This window comes from Vibrio sp. St2, assembly GCF_947311885.1.
In the GTDB taxonomy this organism is placed as follows: Bacteria; Pseudomonadota; Gammaproteobacteria; order Enterobacterales; family Vibrionaceae; genus Vibrio; species Vibrio coralliilyticus.
Genome location: NZ_CAMZNA010000016.1, coordinates 1 through 15,242, shown reverse-complemented (window position 1 = coordinate 15,242; position 15,242 = coordinate 1). Strand labels below are relative to the sequence as shown.

At 45.8% G+C, this 15,242-nt stretch carries 14 protein-coding genes and 1 tRNA gene; 13 read left to right on the top strand and 2 right to left on the bottom strand.

From position 1 onward, the window contains the following. Positions 1–105 precede the first annotated feature (105 nt). The 12 genes from QMA41_RS23800 to mgtE all read left to right on the top strand — a co-directional run bounded on the left by QMA41_RS23800 (position 106) and on the right by mgtE (position 9,280). On the top strand, positions 106–1,077 hold the full coding sequence (locus QMA41_RS23800) for a calcium/sodium antiporter (protein ID WP_281630755.1): 972 nt from the start codon (positions 106–108) through the stop codon (positions 1,075–1,077). A gap of 27 nt (positions 1,078–1,104) precedes the next feature. Then, the gene (locus QMA41_RS23795) at positions 1,105–2,070 is read left to right on the top strand and encodes a KpsF/GutQ family sugar-phosphate isomerase (RefSeq protein WP_281630754.1); all 966 of its coding nucleotides are present in this window, start codon (positions 1,105–1,107) and stop codon (positions 2,068–2,070) included. Further along, positions 2,070–2,627: a 3-deoxy-manno-octulosonate-8-phosphatase KdsC gene (gene kdsC, locus QMA41_RS23790; protein WP_006963163.1), complete on the top strand. Its 558-nt coding sequence runs from the start codon at positions 2,070–2,072 to the stop codon at positions 2,625–2,627. The genes QMA41_RS23795 and kdsC overlap by 1 nt, the downstream gene beginning before the upstream one ends. Next, entirely contained in the window at positions 2,624–3,187 is a 564-nt protein-coding gene (gene lptC, locus QMA41_RS23785; protein WP_019274207.1) for an LPS export ABC transporter periplasmic protein LptC, read from the top strand. The genes kdsC and lptC overlap by 4 nt, the downstream gene beginning before the upstream one ends. Then, positions 3,168–3,665 (top strand): lipopolysaccharide transport periplasmic protein LptA, encoded by a 498-nt coding sequence (gene lptA / locus QMA41_RS23780; protein ID WP_006963166.1) that lies wholly within the window; start codon positions 3,168–3,170, stop codon positions 3,663–3,665. The genes lptC and lptA overlap by 20 nt, the downstream gene beginning before the upstream one ends. A gap of 2 nt (positions 3,666–3,667) precedes the next feature. Beyond that, the gene (gene lptB, locus QMA41_RS23775; protein WP_006963168.1) at positions 3,668–4,393 is read left to right on the top strand and encodes an LPS export ABC transporter ATP-binding protein; all 726 of its coding nucleotides are present in this window, start codon (positions 3,668–3,670) and stop codon (positions 4,391–4,393) included. A gap of 51 nt (positions 4,394–4,444) precedes the next feature. Further along, positions 4,445–5,905: an RNA polymerase factor sigma-54 gene (locus QMA41_RS23770; protein WP_281630753.1), complete on the top strand. Its 1,461-nt coding sequence runs from the start codon at positions 4,445–4,447 to the stop codon at positions 5,903–5,905. A 24-nt stretch (positions 5,906–5,929) separates the two neighbouring features. After that, positions 5,930–6,217, top strand: a complete 288-nt coding sequence (gene hpf / locus QMA41_RS23765) for a ribosome hibernation promoting factor (protein WP_006963171.1) — start codon at positions 5,930–5,932, stop codon at positions 6,215–6,217. Between the two features lie 5 nt (positions 6,218–6,222). Further along, positions 6,223–6,669: a PTS IIA-like nitrogen regulatory protein PtsN gene (ptsN, locus tag QMA41_RS23760; RefSeq protein ID WP_006963172.1), complete on the top strand. Its 447-nt coding sequence runs from the start codon at positions 6,223–6,225 to the stop codon at positions 6,667–6,669. Next, the gene (gene rapZ, locus QMA41_RS23755; RefSeq protein WP_019274209.1) at positions 6,669–7,532 is read left to right on the top strand and encodes an RNase adapter RapZ; all 864 of its coding nucleotides are present in this window, start codon (positions 6,669–6,671) and stop codon (positions 7,530–7,532) included. Before ptsN ends, rapZ begins: the two co-directional genes overlap by 1 nt. A gap of 3 nt (positions 7,533–7,535) precedes the next feature. Next, a complete protein-coding gene (locus QMA41_RS23750) occupies positions 7,536–7,814 on the top strand; it encodes an HPr family phosphocarrier protein (RefSeq protein WP_281630752.1) in 279 nt (92 codons plus the stop codon). Positions 7,815–7,924: 110 nt separating this feature from the next. Further along, positions 7,925–9,280: a magnesium transporter gene (gene mgtE, locus QMA41_RS23745; protein ID WP_281630751.1), complete on the top strand. Its 1,356-nt coding sequence runs from the start codon at positions 7,925–7,927 to the stop codon at positions 9,278–9,280. Between the two features lie 63 nt (positions 9,281–9,343). Here the strand turns inward: mgtE and metH are convergent, their stop codons facing one another. Next, positions 9,344–13,021: a methionine synthase gene (gene metH, locus QMA41_RS23740; protein ID WP_281630750.1), complete on the bottom strand. Its 3,678-nt coding sequence runs from the start codon at positions 13,019–13,021 to the stop codon at positions 9,344–9,346. Between the two features lie 169 nt (positions 13,022–13,190). Here metH and QMA41_RS23735 point away from each other — a divergent pair, with 169 nt between their 5' ends. Then, a complete protein-coding gene (locus tag QMA41_RS23735; protein ID WP_281630749.1) occupies positions 13,191–14,507 on the top strand; it encodes a sodium:proton antiporter in 1,317 nt (438 codons plus the stop codon). 552 nt (positions 14,508–15,059) lie between these two features. On the opposite strand, the gene QMA41_RS23730 is transcribed toward QMA41_RS23735, so the two are convergent. After that, positions 15,060–15,136: transfer RNA gene (locus QMA41_RS23730), tRNA-Asp, on the bottom strand. Between the last annotated feature and the right edge of the window lie 106 nt (positions 15,137–15,242).

The following is a 15,242-nucleotide window of genomic DNA, read 5'->3' as shown; positions in this document are numbered from 1 at the left end:
TCCGTCAATTTAAATGGTTAACAATTAATTGCTTCCCTTTTAGCACCTAAACCGTCAAAATTAACGGTTAAATTTATCACGTTGTACACTGAATTAAGGATCATCATGTTTGAAGCCATAGCGTTTCTCGTCGTTGGATTAATCTTTCTGGTTTGGAGCGCAGACAAGCTCGTATTTGGTGCCGCTGCTCTAGCCCGAAATATCGGTATTTCTCCATTGGTGATCGGTATGACCATCCTAGCGATGGGCTCTTCGGCGCCAGAAATGATGGTGTCAGCTACTGCGGCGCTGGACGGTAAAACGGATACCGCTGTCGGTAACGTTTTAGGCTCTAATATCGCTAATATTGCCTTAATTCTCGGTATTACCGCGATGATAAAGCCACTTTCTATCAGTTCTGCGGTTTTGCGTCGTGAGCTGCCGTTAATGATCGGCGTCACTATCCTTGCGGGTGTTTTACTTTGGGATAGCCACTTGGGCTTCTATGAAGGTGTTCTGCTGTTCGTCCTGTTTGCAGCCTTTATCCTTGCCATGCTTAGAATCAGTAAAAAAGAGAAAGACAGCGGCAGCCCTGATCCATTATTAGAGGACCAAGAGTCAGAAGTACCTGAAGGCGTTAGTAATGGCAAAGCGGCGATGTGGGTTGTGGTTGGCTTGATTATCCTACCTATCGCTGCAGATACACTGGTAAATAATGCTGTATATATTGCGCAGTACTTCGGAATGAGCGATCTGGTTATCGGTTTGACCATTATTGCGGTTGGCACCAGCCTACCTGAACTTGCCGCTTCGCTTGCGGGCGTAATGAAAGGCGAAGACGACATGGCTGTCGGTAACATCATTGGTTCTAACGTTTTCAACATTCTTGCTGTGATGGGGATTCCAGGCATCCTTAACCCTTCCGTCCTCAGCGAATATGCCATGGGGCGTGATTTCTGGATCATGCTAGGTATTTCGTTGCTGTTGGTTGCAATGGCATTAGGTAAATCTCGCAGTATCATCCGAATAGAAGGTGCTGTATTATTCTGCTGTTTTATTGCTTATCAGGGATACCTAATCCTTAACATGACAGCTTAAATTTAGTTTTGCCTGCCGGAGAGTGACATGTTTGATTTTCGCTCGGCTGCTCTTGATGTATTAAAAACAGAAATCGAAGCCCTTGAGCAGCTTGATCAGTATATTAACGACGATTTTGTCCAAGCCTGTGAATTGATTCTTGCCAATAAAGAAGGCAAGGTTGCCGTCATGGGGATGGGAAAGTCAGGACATATTGGAAACAAGATTGCTGCTAGTCTAGCCAGCACTGGAACCTCAGCGTTTTTCGTTCACCCCGGTGAAGCCGCACACGGCGACCTAGGGATGATCGAACCTGGCGACATTGTCCTTGCGATTTCTAACTCTGGCGAATCTTCTGAGATTTTGGGGCTATTCCCAGTCCTTAAACGTCTCAATATCAAAATCATCAGCATGACAGGTAAGCCTGAATCTAACATGGCTAAGTTGTCCGACTATCACTTACAAATCACGGTTCCGAAAGAAGCTTGCCCACTAGGTTTAGCGCCAACGGCCAGTACCACTGCGACATTAGCTATGGGCGACGCACTGGCGGTAGCCTTACTACAAGCTCGTGGTTTCACAGCTGAAGATTTTGCACTCTCTCATCCCGGTGGGGCATTGGGTAGAAAATTGCTGCTTAAGCTATCGGACATAATGCACACGGGTGAGCAACTTCCTCTAGTAACACCAGATACTGTGGTACGAGAAGCGTTGCTGGAGATTAGCCAGAAAGGCTTAGGCATGACTGCCGTCGTTGATGGCCACCAGCACCTAGTCGGTATTTTCACTGACGGCGACCTGCGCCGTATCCTAGACAAAAGAATTGACATTCACAGTGCTTTAATTGGCGAAGTCATGACAACCAATCCAACGACCGCCAGCCCTAATATTCTTGCAGCTGAAGGTCTCAACCTTATGCAGCAGAAAAGCATTAATGGCCTAATTCTATGCCTAGACGGCAGAGTTGTCGGTGCGTTAAATATGCATGATTTATTAAAAGCGGGAGTGATGTGATGTCAAAATTGATTGAAACCCTGTATAAACCCGTGGAACAAAACACGTTTAACATTGCCAAAGAGATTAAACTGTTAATATGCGACGTTGATGGGGTCTTTTCTGACGGCCTAGTCTATATGGGTAATGATGGCGAAGAGCTGAAAACATTCCATACACGAGATGGATACGGCGTAAAATCTTTAATGAATGCAGGCATTGAAATCGCTATCATCACAGGTCGACAATCACGCATTGTTGAGAATCGCATGAAAGCTCTGGGAATCTCGCTGATTTACCAAGGGCAAGACGATAAAGTAAAAGCTTATCAGGACATTTGCAGCAAATTGAATATTGCGCCAGAACAAACCGGTTATATCGGTGATGATCTTATCGACTGGCCTGTCATGGAAAAAGTAGCTTTAAAAGTCTGCGTCGCTGACGGACATCCACTACTGGCGCAACGCGCAAATTACGTCACTTCAATACGTGGCGGACACGGCGCAGTCAGAGAAGTGTGTGACCTCATTTTACAAGCGCGCAATGAACTTGATGTCCACAAAGGTCTAAGTATATGAGTTTATCCCGTATCGGTTACCTGATACTGGCATTTGTTATTTGTTGGTCCGCTTATTACCTGTTTGATAAAGGTAAGACATTCGACATTCAGGTAGAACCGGATACTGAATTACCTATGTTTAGCGGTGAAGATTTAGTGAATACCTCTTACAACGAAGAAGGGATTCGCAGCTATGTCATTACGTCCGTAAAACTCGATCACTACGCAAAAAGCGGTGATACCTTTTTTGATCAACCGGTCTTAAAAGTTTACAAGGAAGGCACAACCCAAGAGTGGGAGGTTACTGCAGACCGAGGCATTCTCGGGCAAGACCATGTCCTGACATTATACGACAACGTATTGGCGAAAAACTTATTGCCAGATTCTGGCTTTGATACCATGTCGACGGATGTGCTTGGCATCCAGTTGGACAATCGTGATTTTTGGGCGGACAACCAAGTCACCTTGGTTGGCCCTCAGTTTGAAACAGTAGGTCAGGCGATGAAAGGCAACTTTGCTGAAAACAACGCCATCCTATACAAACATGTACAAGGCAGATATGAAACTCTCACACCTTAGTCTAATTTCTTGTTTGCTGATTTCAGGACAAGCGCTGGCGCTGTCTACCGATCAGGATCAACCTGTTTATATTGATTCAGACAGCCAGCAGCTTGATATGCAGAGCAACAAAGTAACCTTCCTAGGTGACGTAAAACTCAAGCAAGGCAGTATCAATATTAACGCCGATAAAGTCATTGTAACCCGTGATCCGAAAGACGGCTCCATTCAAGAGATCGAAGGATACGGCGATTTGGCGACTTTCTCTCAGCTCACCGATGACGGTAAAACCCTCTATGGTGAAGCAAAAGAGCTGTACTACGTCATGGTTGATGACCAACTCACCATGATAGATGAGGCCATGCTGTCTCAAGATGATAGTGTCATTCGCGGTACCAAAATCCGTTACAAAATCTCTTCTCAGAAGCTGATTGCTGACGGCAAAGAAAAAGGCGACCGCGTCTCTACGGTTCTCCAGCCACAAGCAGTACAAGAATAATTATGGCAAATCTCAAAGCAGAGCATTTAGCGAAAACTTACGGTAACCGTAAAGTGGTGACCGATGTTAGCTTGGAAGTCACTTCAGGGCAGATCGTCGGTTTACTTGGTCCAAACGGTGCAGGTAAAACTACGTCGTTTTACATGATTGTCGGCTTAGTCGCTCGCGATGAAGGCTCAATTACGATTGACGGGCAGGATATCAGTATCTTGCCTATGCATAGCCGCTCTCGTATGGGGATTGGCTATCTACCACAGGAAGCATCCATCTTCCGTAAGCTATCTGTAGAACATAACATTATGGCGGTTCTGGAGACTCGTGAAGAGCTCACTCGTGAACAGCGCCAAGATAAGTTGGAAGACTTATTGGAAGAATTCCACATTCAGCACATTCGCCACAGTGCAGGTATGGCACTATCAGGGGGTGAGCGCCGTCGTGTAGAGATCGCCCGAGCTTTGGCTGCCAATCCTCAATTTATCTTGCTGGATGAACCCTTCGCTGGTGTCGACCCGATTTCGGTCATTGATATCAAGAAGATCATAGAGCATCTGCGCGATCGTGGGCTGGGTGTTTTGATCACAGACCACAACGTACGTGAAACATTAGACGTGTGTGAAAAAGCCTACATTGTGAGTCAGGGGCACTTGATCGCCGAAGGTACGCCAGAACAAGTACTCAACAACGAACAAGTAAAACAAGTTTATCTCGGCGAACAATTCCGTCTATGATTAAAGTGAAGAACGGTAAGATTCTATAGCATCTAAGGCAAGTAATACTGAATGAAACCCTCATTACAACTCAAGCTAGGACAGCAGTTAGCGATGACCCCGCAGCTTCAGCAAGCAATTCGCTTGTTGCAGTTGTCAACGTTAGATCTTCAACAGGAAATTCAGGAAGCCTTGGATTCTAACCCTCTGCTAGAAGTCGAAGAAGGCAGCGAAGAGACCTCAAGTGTTGAAGAAAAAGCAGCGAGTGAGGAAAAAGAGCCGAACGCTGAAATTGCTGAGCCAGAAGTCAAAGACAGCTCAGAACTGATCGAGAAATCTGAAATCAGCAACGAACTTGAGATTGATACCACCTGGGAAGATGTCTACAGCGCCAACACTGGCAGTACAGGTATTGCGTTAGATGATGATGCGCCCGTCTACCAAGGTGAAACCACACAATCCCTGCATGACTACCTGACTTGGCAGTTAGACCTGACTCCTTTTAGCGAAACGGATCGCACCATCGCAATGGCCATCATTGATGCTGTAGACGACTATGGTTACCTGACCATTTCTACTGAAGATATTCTTGAAAGCTTTGATAATGAAGAAATAGAACTCGAAGAAATCGAAGCCGTGCGCAAACGCGTTCAGCAATTTGACCCACTGGGTGTCGCATCAAATAACTTGCAAGACTGCTTGCTGCTCCAATTGGCCACCTTCCCAGAAGATACACCGTGGTTGAGAGAAGCCAAGTTAGTGCTAACTGACTACATCGACCAACTGGGCAATCGCGACTATAAGCTGATCATCAAAGAAGCGAAGCTTAAAGAAGCTGAGCTCAAAGAAGCTCTCAAACTCATTCAGCAGCTCGATCCTCGGCCTGGCAGCCGAATCGCTGCAGAGCACGCAGAATATGTCATACCCGATGTTTCTGTGTTCAAAGATCATGGTAAGTGGGTAGTCACTATCAACCCAGACTCAGTACCACGTCTTAAGGTCAATCAACAATACGCAGCACTTGGCAAAGGCAACAGTTCAGATAGCCAATACATTCGCTCAAACTTGCAGGAAGCAAAATGGCTGATTAAGAGCCTAGAAAGTAGAAATGAGACGCTACTCAAAGTTGCTAAGTGTATTGTTGAACATCAACGTGATTTCTTCGAGTATGGTGAAGAAGCGATGAAGCCGATGGTTCTCAATGACGTCGCCTTAGATGTCGATATGCACGAATCCACGATTTCACGTGTCACAACCCAAAAATACATGCATACCCCTCGTGGTATTTTCGAACTGAAGTATTTCTTCTCCAGCCATGTCAGTACCGACAATGGTGGAGAATGTTCATCAACTGCAATCCGAGCATTGATTAAAAAGCTCGTTGCTGCTGAAAACAGTGCTAAACCACTGAGTGACAGTAAAATTGCAGCTCTACTCGCTGACCAAGGGATTCAGGTCGCTAGACGAACAATAGCTAAATACCGAGAATCACTAGGCATTGCCCCTTCGAGTCAGCGCAAACGCCTGCTTTAGGCATCTAACCGAGAAGGAAAGTCTATGCAAATCAATATTAATGGCCACCACGTTGATCTCACCGATTCAATGCAAGACTACGTAAACGAAAAGTTTCAAAAGCTTGAGCGTTTCTTTGACCACATAAATAACGTTCATGTTGTTTTAAAAGTTGAAAAACTCCGTCAAATCGCTGAAGCTACCCTTCACGTCAATCAGGGCGAAATCCATGCATCTGCAGACGAAGAAAGTATGTATGCCGCTATCGACTCTCTTGTTGATAAGCTGGTCAGACAGCTCAACAAGCATAAAGAAAAACTAAACACGCACTAAACATCATGCAACTAAGCGAAATCCTTTCATTGGACTGCACCAAAAGTGCAGTCCAATGCACCAGTAAAAAACGCGCTCTAGAAATGATCAGTGAGATCGTCGCCGAGCAGACTGGTCAAAACTCCACTGAACTTTTTGAGTGTATGCTCAGCCGCGAAAAAATGGGCAGTACTGGCATCGGAAATGGAATAGCCATTCCCCATGCTCGTATGCAATCCAGTGACAAAGCCGTTGCTGTACTCATACAATGTGAATCTCCTGTCGAGTTTGACTCGATAGATAATCGTCCTGTCGATCTCCTTTTTGCTCTTCTTGTGCCTGATGCGCAGTGTAAAGAGCACCTTAAAACGCTTTCCAGCATGGCAGAACGATTAAACAACAAACAAGTCCTCAAACAGCTGCGTAAAGCGCAATCTGATGAGGAGCTTTACGACATCATGGTGAATCAGTAATGCGCCTTATCGTCGTTAGTGGCCAATCAGGTGCAGGTAAAAGCGTCGCGCTTCGCGTACTTGAAGACCTTGGCTACTACTGCGTCGATAACCTTCCGGTGGATTTACTCGATAATTTCGTCAAATCGGTCAAATCAAGTAAGCAAAATGTAGCGGTCAGTATTGATATCCGGAATCTGCCTACCGAACCGAATCTCGTGACCGATGTGCTGACGAAGCTAAAAAAATCTTCCGACGTTAGTGTTCTTTTTCTGGACGCCAAGAAAGACACGTTACTCAAACGCTACAGCGAAACGAGGCGCATACACCCCCTTTCACTCAGTCTCGAAAACACGTCTCTTGAACAAGCCATTGAAAAAGAACGCTGTATTCTTTCTCCATTGAAAGAACACGCTGATCTGATCATCGATAGTAGCAACCAATCACTGCATGACTTAAGTGAGACGGTTCGCATGCGTGTTGAAGGTCGAGAGCGCAAAGACTTAGTGATGGTATTTCAGTCATTTGGCTTTAAGTATGGCTTGCCAAGTGATGCTGACTATGTGTTTGATGTACGCTTTCTGCCGAATCCACATTGGGAACCCGCATTGCGCCCAATGACGGGGCTCGACACACCGATCAAATCTTTTCTGGAAAGCCATCAGGATGTATTGGATCTTAAACAGCAGATCCAGAAATTCATTGAAAACTGGCTACCATTACTAGAAAAAAACAACCGCAGCTATCTAACGGTCGCAATAGGTTGTACTGGCGGTAAGCACCGTTCAGTTTATCTTACCCAACAAATTGGCGAGTACTTCGCTCAAATGGGCCATCAGGTTCAGATTCGCCACGCGACACTCGAGAAACAACATAAGGAATAACGCATGCAGCAACAGAGTCGAACCGTCCTCATCCAAAACCGATTGGGCCTTCATGCTCGTGCTGCCGTTAAACTTGTCGAACTCGCTCAGTCTTTTGATGCGGTTCTCACTATCCAAAACCATGAAGGTAAAGAAGCGACCGCTGATAGCGTTATGGGACTACTCATGCTCGAGTCTGCTCAGGGAGAGCATGTCACTATCAGTGCTGAGGGTAGTGATGCAAGCCCAGCTCTGGAAGCCGTCTGCCACCTCATTGAAGATAAATTCGAAGAGGCGGAATAATTTTCCTCCCATATAAGAAAAATCATTACCTTCATATTAACTTATTAAATAAACACTAAAATTAAGTTACTATTCAACGCATTGTAAGTATTTAGAGTCAGGAGGAAGAAATGGCAGAGCAAATTGAATTCGACCAAGCTCACCAAGCCCTCCAAGAAGTGACCGAGGCTCTAGAAAATGGCCGCTTTGTCCATGTCCGTCGCCAATTACAGGACATGGAGCCAGAAGACATTGCCCATCTGTTAGAAGCCTCACCACGAAAGAGTCGTGAAGTCCTTTGGCAACTCACCGATCCAGAAGATTATGGTGAGATCCTCGACGAACTGAACGAAGACGTCAAAGATGCCCTGGTTTCTAAAATGGAACCCGAGATGCTGGCCGAAGCCACCGAAGGCATGGACACAGATGACGTTGCTTATGTCTTACGTAGTCTGCCAGACGATGTCTCACGTGAAGTTCTGTCACAAATGGACACCGCCGATCGCTTGCGAGTGGAAACCGCACTTTCTTACCCCGAGGATACCGCTGGCGGATTGATGAACACCGACGTAATCACCATTCGTGGTGATGTCGATGTCGATGTTGTCTTACGTTATTTGCGTATGAAAGGGGAGCTTCCCGAAGCGACCGACGCACTGTATGTGATAGATGAAAACAGCCAGCTGATTGGCCAGTTACCGATCACAACTTTGATCACTACTCAACCTGATATCAAAGTCGCTGAAGTGATGGAAGATTCAGACGAAGCCATCGAAGTCACCATGAGCGACTCCGATATTGCCAGCCTATTTGAGCGCCGAAATTGGGTGTCTGCTCCCGTCATTGATGAAAACCAGCACCTAGTCGGTCGTATTACCATTGATGACGTGGTTGATGTAATTCGTGAAGACGCCGAACACTCCATGATGAGTATGGCGGGTATGGACGATGACGAAGACACCTTCGCTCCGGTGGTCAAATCTGCCCGTAAACGCAGCATATGGTTGGGGGCGAACGTACTGGCGGCACTTGCTGCGGCATCAGTCTCAAACATGTTTGAAGCGACCTTAGATCAGATGGCGGCGATTGCTGTCTTGATGACTATCGTTCCTTCAATGGGCGGAGTTGCGGGTAATCAAACTGTCGCTCTGGTGATCCGGGGCCTAGCCTTAGGTCATATAGGTGATGCCAACAAACGAGAGCTACTAATGAAAGAAGCAGCAATCGGCCTATTGAACGGTATCATGTGGGCATTGATAATTGGTGGTATCGTCATAGCTTGGAAAGGTAACTGGATGCTCGGTGGCATTATTTCCGCAGCCATGCTAACCAACCTTTTGGTCGCTGGTATCGCGGGCGTAACCATCCCGATCTTATTGAAGAAAATGAACATTGACCCTGCTTTGGCCGGAGGGATGGCATTAACCACAGTCACCGATGTAATTGGCCTCTCAGTGTTCCTTGGTCTTGCTACCATCATGATCTGACAGGTAGCCATCAATAAAAAAGCACAGCTTTTGCTGTGCTTTTTTGATCCAACTTGCAGAAAATTAGTTAATGTTCGGCCCTAACCATTTTTCAGCTTCTAACATATCCCAACCTTTACGATCAGCGTAACTTTCGACCTGATCCTGCTGAATCTGCGCGATCGCAAAGTAACGCGAATCTGGGTGAGAGAAATACCATCCTGATACAGACGCTCCTGGCCACATTGCATAGCTGCTGGTTAAAGACATCTCAATCGTCTCTTCCACATTGAGCAACTCCCAAAGTGAGCCTTTCTCAGTATGCTCTGGACAAGCTGGATAACCTGGAGCTGGGCGAATACCTTGATATTTTTCACGTATCAGATCATCGTTAGAGAGATCTTCATCCGCGGAATAGCCCCAAATTTCCTTACGCACTTTTTCATGCAGGTATTCAGCAAAAGCCTCAGCCAAGCGATCCGCCACAGCTTGAATCATAATCGCGTTGTAATCATCTCCCGCTGCTTTGTATTCATCAGCGAGTTCACGTTCTCCAATACCACCGGTTACTGCGAATGCGCCAATCCAGTCTTCCTTACCTGAAGATTTTGGTGCTATGTAATCAGAGAGACAGTAATTGTAGCCTTTAGGCTTCTCAGTCTGCTGACGTAGATTATGTAATACTTTAACCACTTCAGTACGCGACTCATCGGTGTACACTTCGATATCATCTCCAACACTTGCTGCTGGGAATAGCGCACACATACCACGTGCTTTAAGCAAACCTTCTCGCTCGACCCTATCAAGCAGCTCATTTGCATCAGCAAACAGCCTCTTTGCTTCTTCTCCGACTTCTTCGTGCTCAAGAATGGCAGGGTACTTACCAACTAAAGACCAAGTCATAAAGAATGGAGTCCAGTCAATGTATTCACGTAATGTTGCTACATCAAAGTCGTCGAAAACATGTACACCCGGTTTGGCTGGCTCTGGTGGAGTATAAGCTTCCCAGTCAATCGCGACCTTATTTGCTCGAGCTTGTTCTAAAGTGACAGGTTTAGTACGCGGTTTCTTGCGATTATGCTGGTCGCGCACACGTACGTAATCGGCATCAAGTTTTTCAACAAATTCAGGACGACGCTCATCAGACAGTAATGAAGTACACACCCCAACGGCTCTTGAAGCATTATTGACGTAAACCACTGGGTGCTTGTAGTTTTGCTCAATCTTAACCGCAGTGTGTGCTTTCGACGTTGTCGCGCCACCGATCAGTAATGGCAGATCAAAATCAAGACGCTCCATCTCTTTTGCCACATGCACCATTTCATCCAACGATGGAGTAATTAAGCCGGAAAGCCCGATGATATCAACGTTCTCTTCCTTCGCTACTTTAAGGATCTGCTCACATGGCACCATCACACCAAGATCAATGATCTCGTAGTTGTTACATTGAAGCACAACACCAACGATATTCTTACCAATATCGTGAACATCCCCTTTCACTGTTGCCAGTAGTATCTTACCGTTTGAAGAACCCGCTTGTTTTTCCTTGTTAATGAACGGCTCTAAGTGCGCTACGGCCTGCTTCATTACACGTGCCGATTTCACCACCTGAGGAAGGAACATTTTACCTTCACCAAACAAGTCACCGACCACGTTCATACCATCCATTAGCGGCCCTTCAATCACCTCCAATGGTTTACTGGCGTTAACACGTGCCTCTTCAGTATCTTCAACAATAAACTCGGTGATACCTTTAACTAATGCATGCTCTAATCGCTTCTCTACTGACCAAGTACGCCATTCAAGCGCAGAGGCATCTTCTTCCTTACCGACACCTTTACCTGCGTACTCAGCTGCAATATCAAGCAAGCGCTCAGTACCATCATCACGACGGTTCAGTACCACGTCTTCTACTGCTTCACGCAGTTTCTCAGGGACGTTATCGTAAATCTCCAGCTGACCTGCATTCACGATCCCCATATCCATACCATTTTTGAAACAGTGATAAAGGAATACAGCGTGAATCGCTTCACGTACATAGTTATTACCACGGAACGAGAACGAGACGTTTGACACACCGCCAGAGATCATCGCATGCGGCAAATCTCGTTTAATGTCCGCAACTGCTCCGATAAAATCGACCGCATAATTGTTGTGCTCTTCAATACCAGTCGCCACAGCAAAGATGTTCGGGTCAAAGATAATGTCTTCTGGTGGGAAGCCGACTTCATCAACCAGAATACGATATGCGTTGGTACAGATTTCAAGTTTGCGCTCGCGTGTTTCTGCCTGCCCTACCTCGTCAAAGGCCATTACAATGACAGCAGCGCCATAGCGGCGGATTAGCTTAGCTTGTTCAACAAACTTCTCTTTGCCTTCTTTAAGCGAGATAGAGTTAACAATGCCTTTACCCTGAATGCATTTCAGTCCTGCTTCAATGACTTCCCACTTTGAAGAGTCAACCATGATAGGCACTTTAGAAATTTCTGGCTCAGACGCACACAGGTTGAGGAAGCGCACCATGCATGCTTCGGCATCCAACATGCCCTCATCCATATTGATATCGATGATCTGAGCGCCATTTTCAACCTGCTGGCGAGCAACCTCTAACGCTTCATCGTAAAGCTCTTCTTTAATCAATCGCTTGAAGCGAGCGGAGCCAGTCACGTTAGTTCGCTCACCAACGTTGACGAACAAAGTGTCTTTTTCAATAGCCAACGGTTCTAGACCAGACAAACGACACGCCACATGTAAGTCTGGTAGTTGACGAGGAGTCACGCCTTCAACGGCCTCTGCCATCTGACGAATATGTTCTGGTGTGGTACCACAACACCCACCGATTAGATTCAGAAAGCCACTTTCCGCCCATTCTTTAACGTGCGTAGCCATATCTTCAGGTGAAAGGTCGTATTCACCAAACGCATTCGGTAAGCCCGCATTCGGGTGCGCTGATACAAAGCTTTCGGATATACGCGACATTTCTTCGACGTATGGACGGAGCTCGTCCGGACCTAAAGCACAGTTCAAACCAAATGACAGCGGCTGAACATGACGCAAAGAATTGTAAAACGCTTCCGTGGTTTGGCCGGAAAGCGTTCGTCCTGAAGCATCAGTGATCGTTCCCGAAATCATGATCGGTAATTTAACACCCATCTCTTCGAAAACACTGTCGACAGCAAAGGCACAAGCCTTCGCATTCAAGGTATCAAAAATCGTTTCAATTAGAATGAGGTCTGAGCCACCTTTAATTAAGGCACGCGTCGATTCGGAATACGCAGCAACCAACTCATCAAACGTGACATTACGATAGCCGGGATCATTCACATCAGGCGAAATCGAACAAGTACGGTTAGTTGGACCGAGAACACCCGCCACATAGCGTGGTTTATCTGGTGTTTTTGCCGTCCACTCGTCTGCCACTTCGCGAGCGAGCCTAGCAGCTTCAAAGTTGATTTCTTCGCTCAGGCTTTCCATATCGTAGTCAGCCATTGCGATAGTCGTTGCATTAAACGTGTTGGTCTCAAGAATATCCGCGCCTGCTTCTAAGTACTCAGCATGAATATCTTTAATCAATTTGGGCTGTGTCAGAACCAGAAGGTCATTATTGCCTTTAAGGTCACAATGCCAGTCGGCGAAACGTTCACCTCGATAGTCGGGTTCTTCCAGTTTATAGCCCTGGATCATAGTCCCCATGCCGCCATCTATCAGTAAGATGCGTTTTCTTAGTTGAGCTTCTATCTGTTGCCTTACATTACTTCCCACAGTACAGCCTCATTCCTTTAGTTATGTTTCCATCCTATCACACATTAAAAAGGAGTCTAGACGTCTAAATGACTAAATTAATCACCTCTGCATGACAAAAAAGTGTTTGCTATTTAATCACGTCAGGAACAAAATTCTCATTCATAATTTGTTACATGCTGAGAATCCAATGTCGGTCTACTATACTCTCTGTTTTCTATCTGCAGCGGCAATGTTAATTGCTTTTGTAAACAGCAAGATAGGCAAGATGCAAACTACAATTGCCATCACTGCTGGTTCCATGGTTTTATCCCTTCTTATCCTTATCGCAGGTCAAAATAACTGGTTTCATTTAACAGAAATTGCTTCGAAGACAATGTCGAGCATTAACTTCGAAGATTTTCTGCTTAAGGGGATATTGGGCTTTCTCTTATTTGCAGGTGGTCTTGGGATTAAACTGCCTCACCTCAAAGACCAAAAATGGGAAATTACAGTGCTCGCACTCGGAGCGACACTGTTCTCTACCTTCTTTATTGGTTTCGCACTTTACGGATTCTGCCACCTGATAGGTGTGCAATTCGACTTAGTTTACTGCTTATTGTTTGGCGCATTGATCTCGCCAACCGACCCGATTGCAGTATTGGCTATCGTAAAAAAACTGGATGCACCGGAACGTATCTCAACCCAAATCGAAGGTGAGTCCTTGTTTAATGACGGTTTTGGTCTAGTCATTTTTGTCACCCTGTTTACAATCGCTTTTGGCACTGAAGCACCAACGGTTGGTAGCGTGACGATGCTGTTCATTCAGGAAGCTATTGGCGGCATCGTTTATGGCTTTGCACTTGGTCTGCTGTTCCACTACCTCATCAGTGCGACCGATGATCACTCTATGGAGTTACTGCTAACTATAGGTATACCGACCGCTGGCTATGCGTTTGCGGAAGTTCTGCATGTTTCTGGGCCATTAGCCATGGTGGTATCCGGTATTATGATCGGGAACTGGACACGATTTATCGGATTCTCTAAAGAAAGTGAAGATCACCTCGATCACTTCTGGGAACTAGTCGATGAGTTCCTCAACGGCGTTTTGTTCCTATTAATCGGTATGTCGATGTTGCTATTTGAATTCCATAAGGAAGATTGGATTCTAATGGCGTTTTCGGTACCACTGGTACTAGCTGCCCGCTATCTAAGCGTGTTCTGTTCGTACATTGGGTTTAAACGTCATCGTAAATACAACCCTTGGTCAGTGAAAATCCTAACTTGGGGTGGATTACGCGGTGGTCTAGCCTTGGCGATGGCGCTGTCTATCCCTTCTGGAATTTGGGTTATCCAAGACAAGCTCATCGACGTGAAAGAGATCATTCTCGTCATGACTTATTCTGTAGTGGTGTTCTCGATCCTCGTTCAAGGTTCGACGATTACCCCTATGATAGAAAAAGCAAAGCAGGCAGAAAAAGAAATGCAGCTCGAGCCGGAAACAGCGGAGTCATTAGAGAAAGAATAACCCGTATCTAATTAATTACTTCAAAGCCGCTCTCTATGAGCGGCTTTTTTGTTGTCCAGCGATAAACAATGAAAATCTAGAGATGCTCGCTTGCTTATTTTCAAATTTGGAATCAATAGATTAGAAAGCTGTTTTGCCAGATTGCACTTCACTGTAGAGAGAAAACTATTCAAACATCAACTGCAAAACCTAAGCTTCTCGCTAAATGTTAGATCATTAGGTCCGCGGTAGGTACAAACTCCTTAGCCTAAGAGCAAAATAACTTAGCATATAAAAAAACAAGCGTGCCTGCTGGGATCTAAAATAAGTGCGGATGGCTGAGTTTGCGCTCAAGAAAGATTTATTCCCTTCAAGGAATACCAATGCTCCTAAACAACAAAACCCAGTCCTTAGACTGGCTTTCTCAATAAGTAGCAGAAGGTGGAGACACCGTATAAGTGATAACTGAGTCCGGATTTGCACTTAAACTGGACTCGTTGGCCATAGACCAAAAAATAATACTGCAGATACGAAAAAGCCCTAACATCGCTGTTAGGGCTTTCTCTGAATAAGTGGCGGAGCGGACGGGACTCGAACCCGCGACCCCCGGCGTGACAGGCCGGTATTCTAACCAACTGAACTACCGCTCCGCACTGGTTAGACTCTAAGTCTAAATTTAAAGCCTGGCGATGTCCTACTCTCACATGGGGAAGCCCCACACTACCATCGGCGCTATTGCGTTTCACTTCTGAGTTC

Bases quoted from the DNA above. Each gene is read 5' to 3' on its own strand.
- QMA41_RS23750 (WP_281630752.1), top strand. From the start codon at position 7,536: ATGCAGCAACAGAGTCGAACCGTCCTCATCCAAAACCGATTGGGCCTT.
- QMA41_RS23800 (WP_281630755.1), top strand. From the start codon at position 106: ATGTTTGAAGCCATAGCGTTTCTCGTCGTTGGATTAATCTTTCTGGTT.
- hpf (WP_006963171.1), top strand. From the start codon at position 5,930: ATGCAAATCAATATTAATGGCCACCACGTTGATCTCACCGATTCAATG.
- rapZ (WP_019274209.1), top strand. From the start codon at position 6,669: ATGCGCCTTATCGTCGTTAGTGGCCAATCAGGTGCAGGTAAAAGCGTC.
- kdsC (WP_006963163.1), top strand. From the start codon at position 2,070: ATGTCAAAATTGATTGAAACCCTGTATAAACCCGTGGAACAAAACACG.
- QMA41_RS23735 (WP_281630749.1), top strand. From the start codon at position 13,191: ATGTCGGTCTACTATACTCTCTGTTTTCTATCTGCAGCGGCAATGTTA.
- QMA41_RS23795 (WP_281630754.1), top strand. From the start codon at position 1,105: ATGTTTGATTTTCGCTCGGCTGCTCTTGATGTATTAAAAACAGAAATC.
- ptsN (WP_006963172.1), top strand. From the start codon at position 6,223: ATGCAACTAAGCGAAATCCTTTCATTGGACTGCACCAAAAGTGCAGTC.
- lptA (WP_006963166.1), top strand. From the start codon at position 3,168: ATGAAACTCTCACACCTTAGTCTAATTTCTTGTTTGCTGATTTCAGGA.
- QMA41_RS23770 (WP_281630753.1), top strand. From the start codon at position 4,445: ATGAAACCCTCATTACAACTCAAGCTAGGACAGCAGTTAGCGATGACC.
- lptC (WP_019274207.1), top strand. From the start codon at position 2,624: ATGAGTTTATCCCGTATCGGTTACCTGATACTGGCATTTGTTATTTGT.
- mgtE (WP_281630751.1), top strand. From the start codon at position 7,925: ATGGCAGAGCAAATTGAATTCGACCAAGCTCACCAAGCCCTCCAAGAA.
- lptB (WP_006963168.1), top strand. From the start codon at position 3,668: ATGGCAAATCTCAAAGCAGAGCATTTAGCGAAAACTTACGGTAACCGT.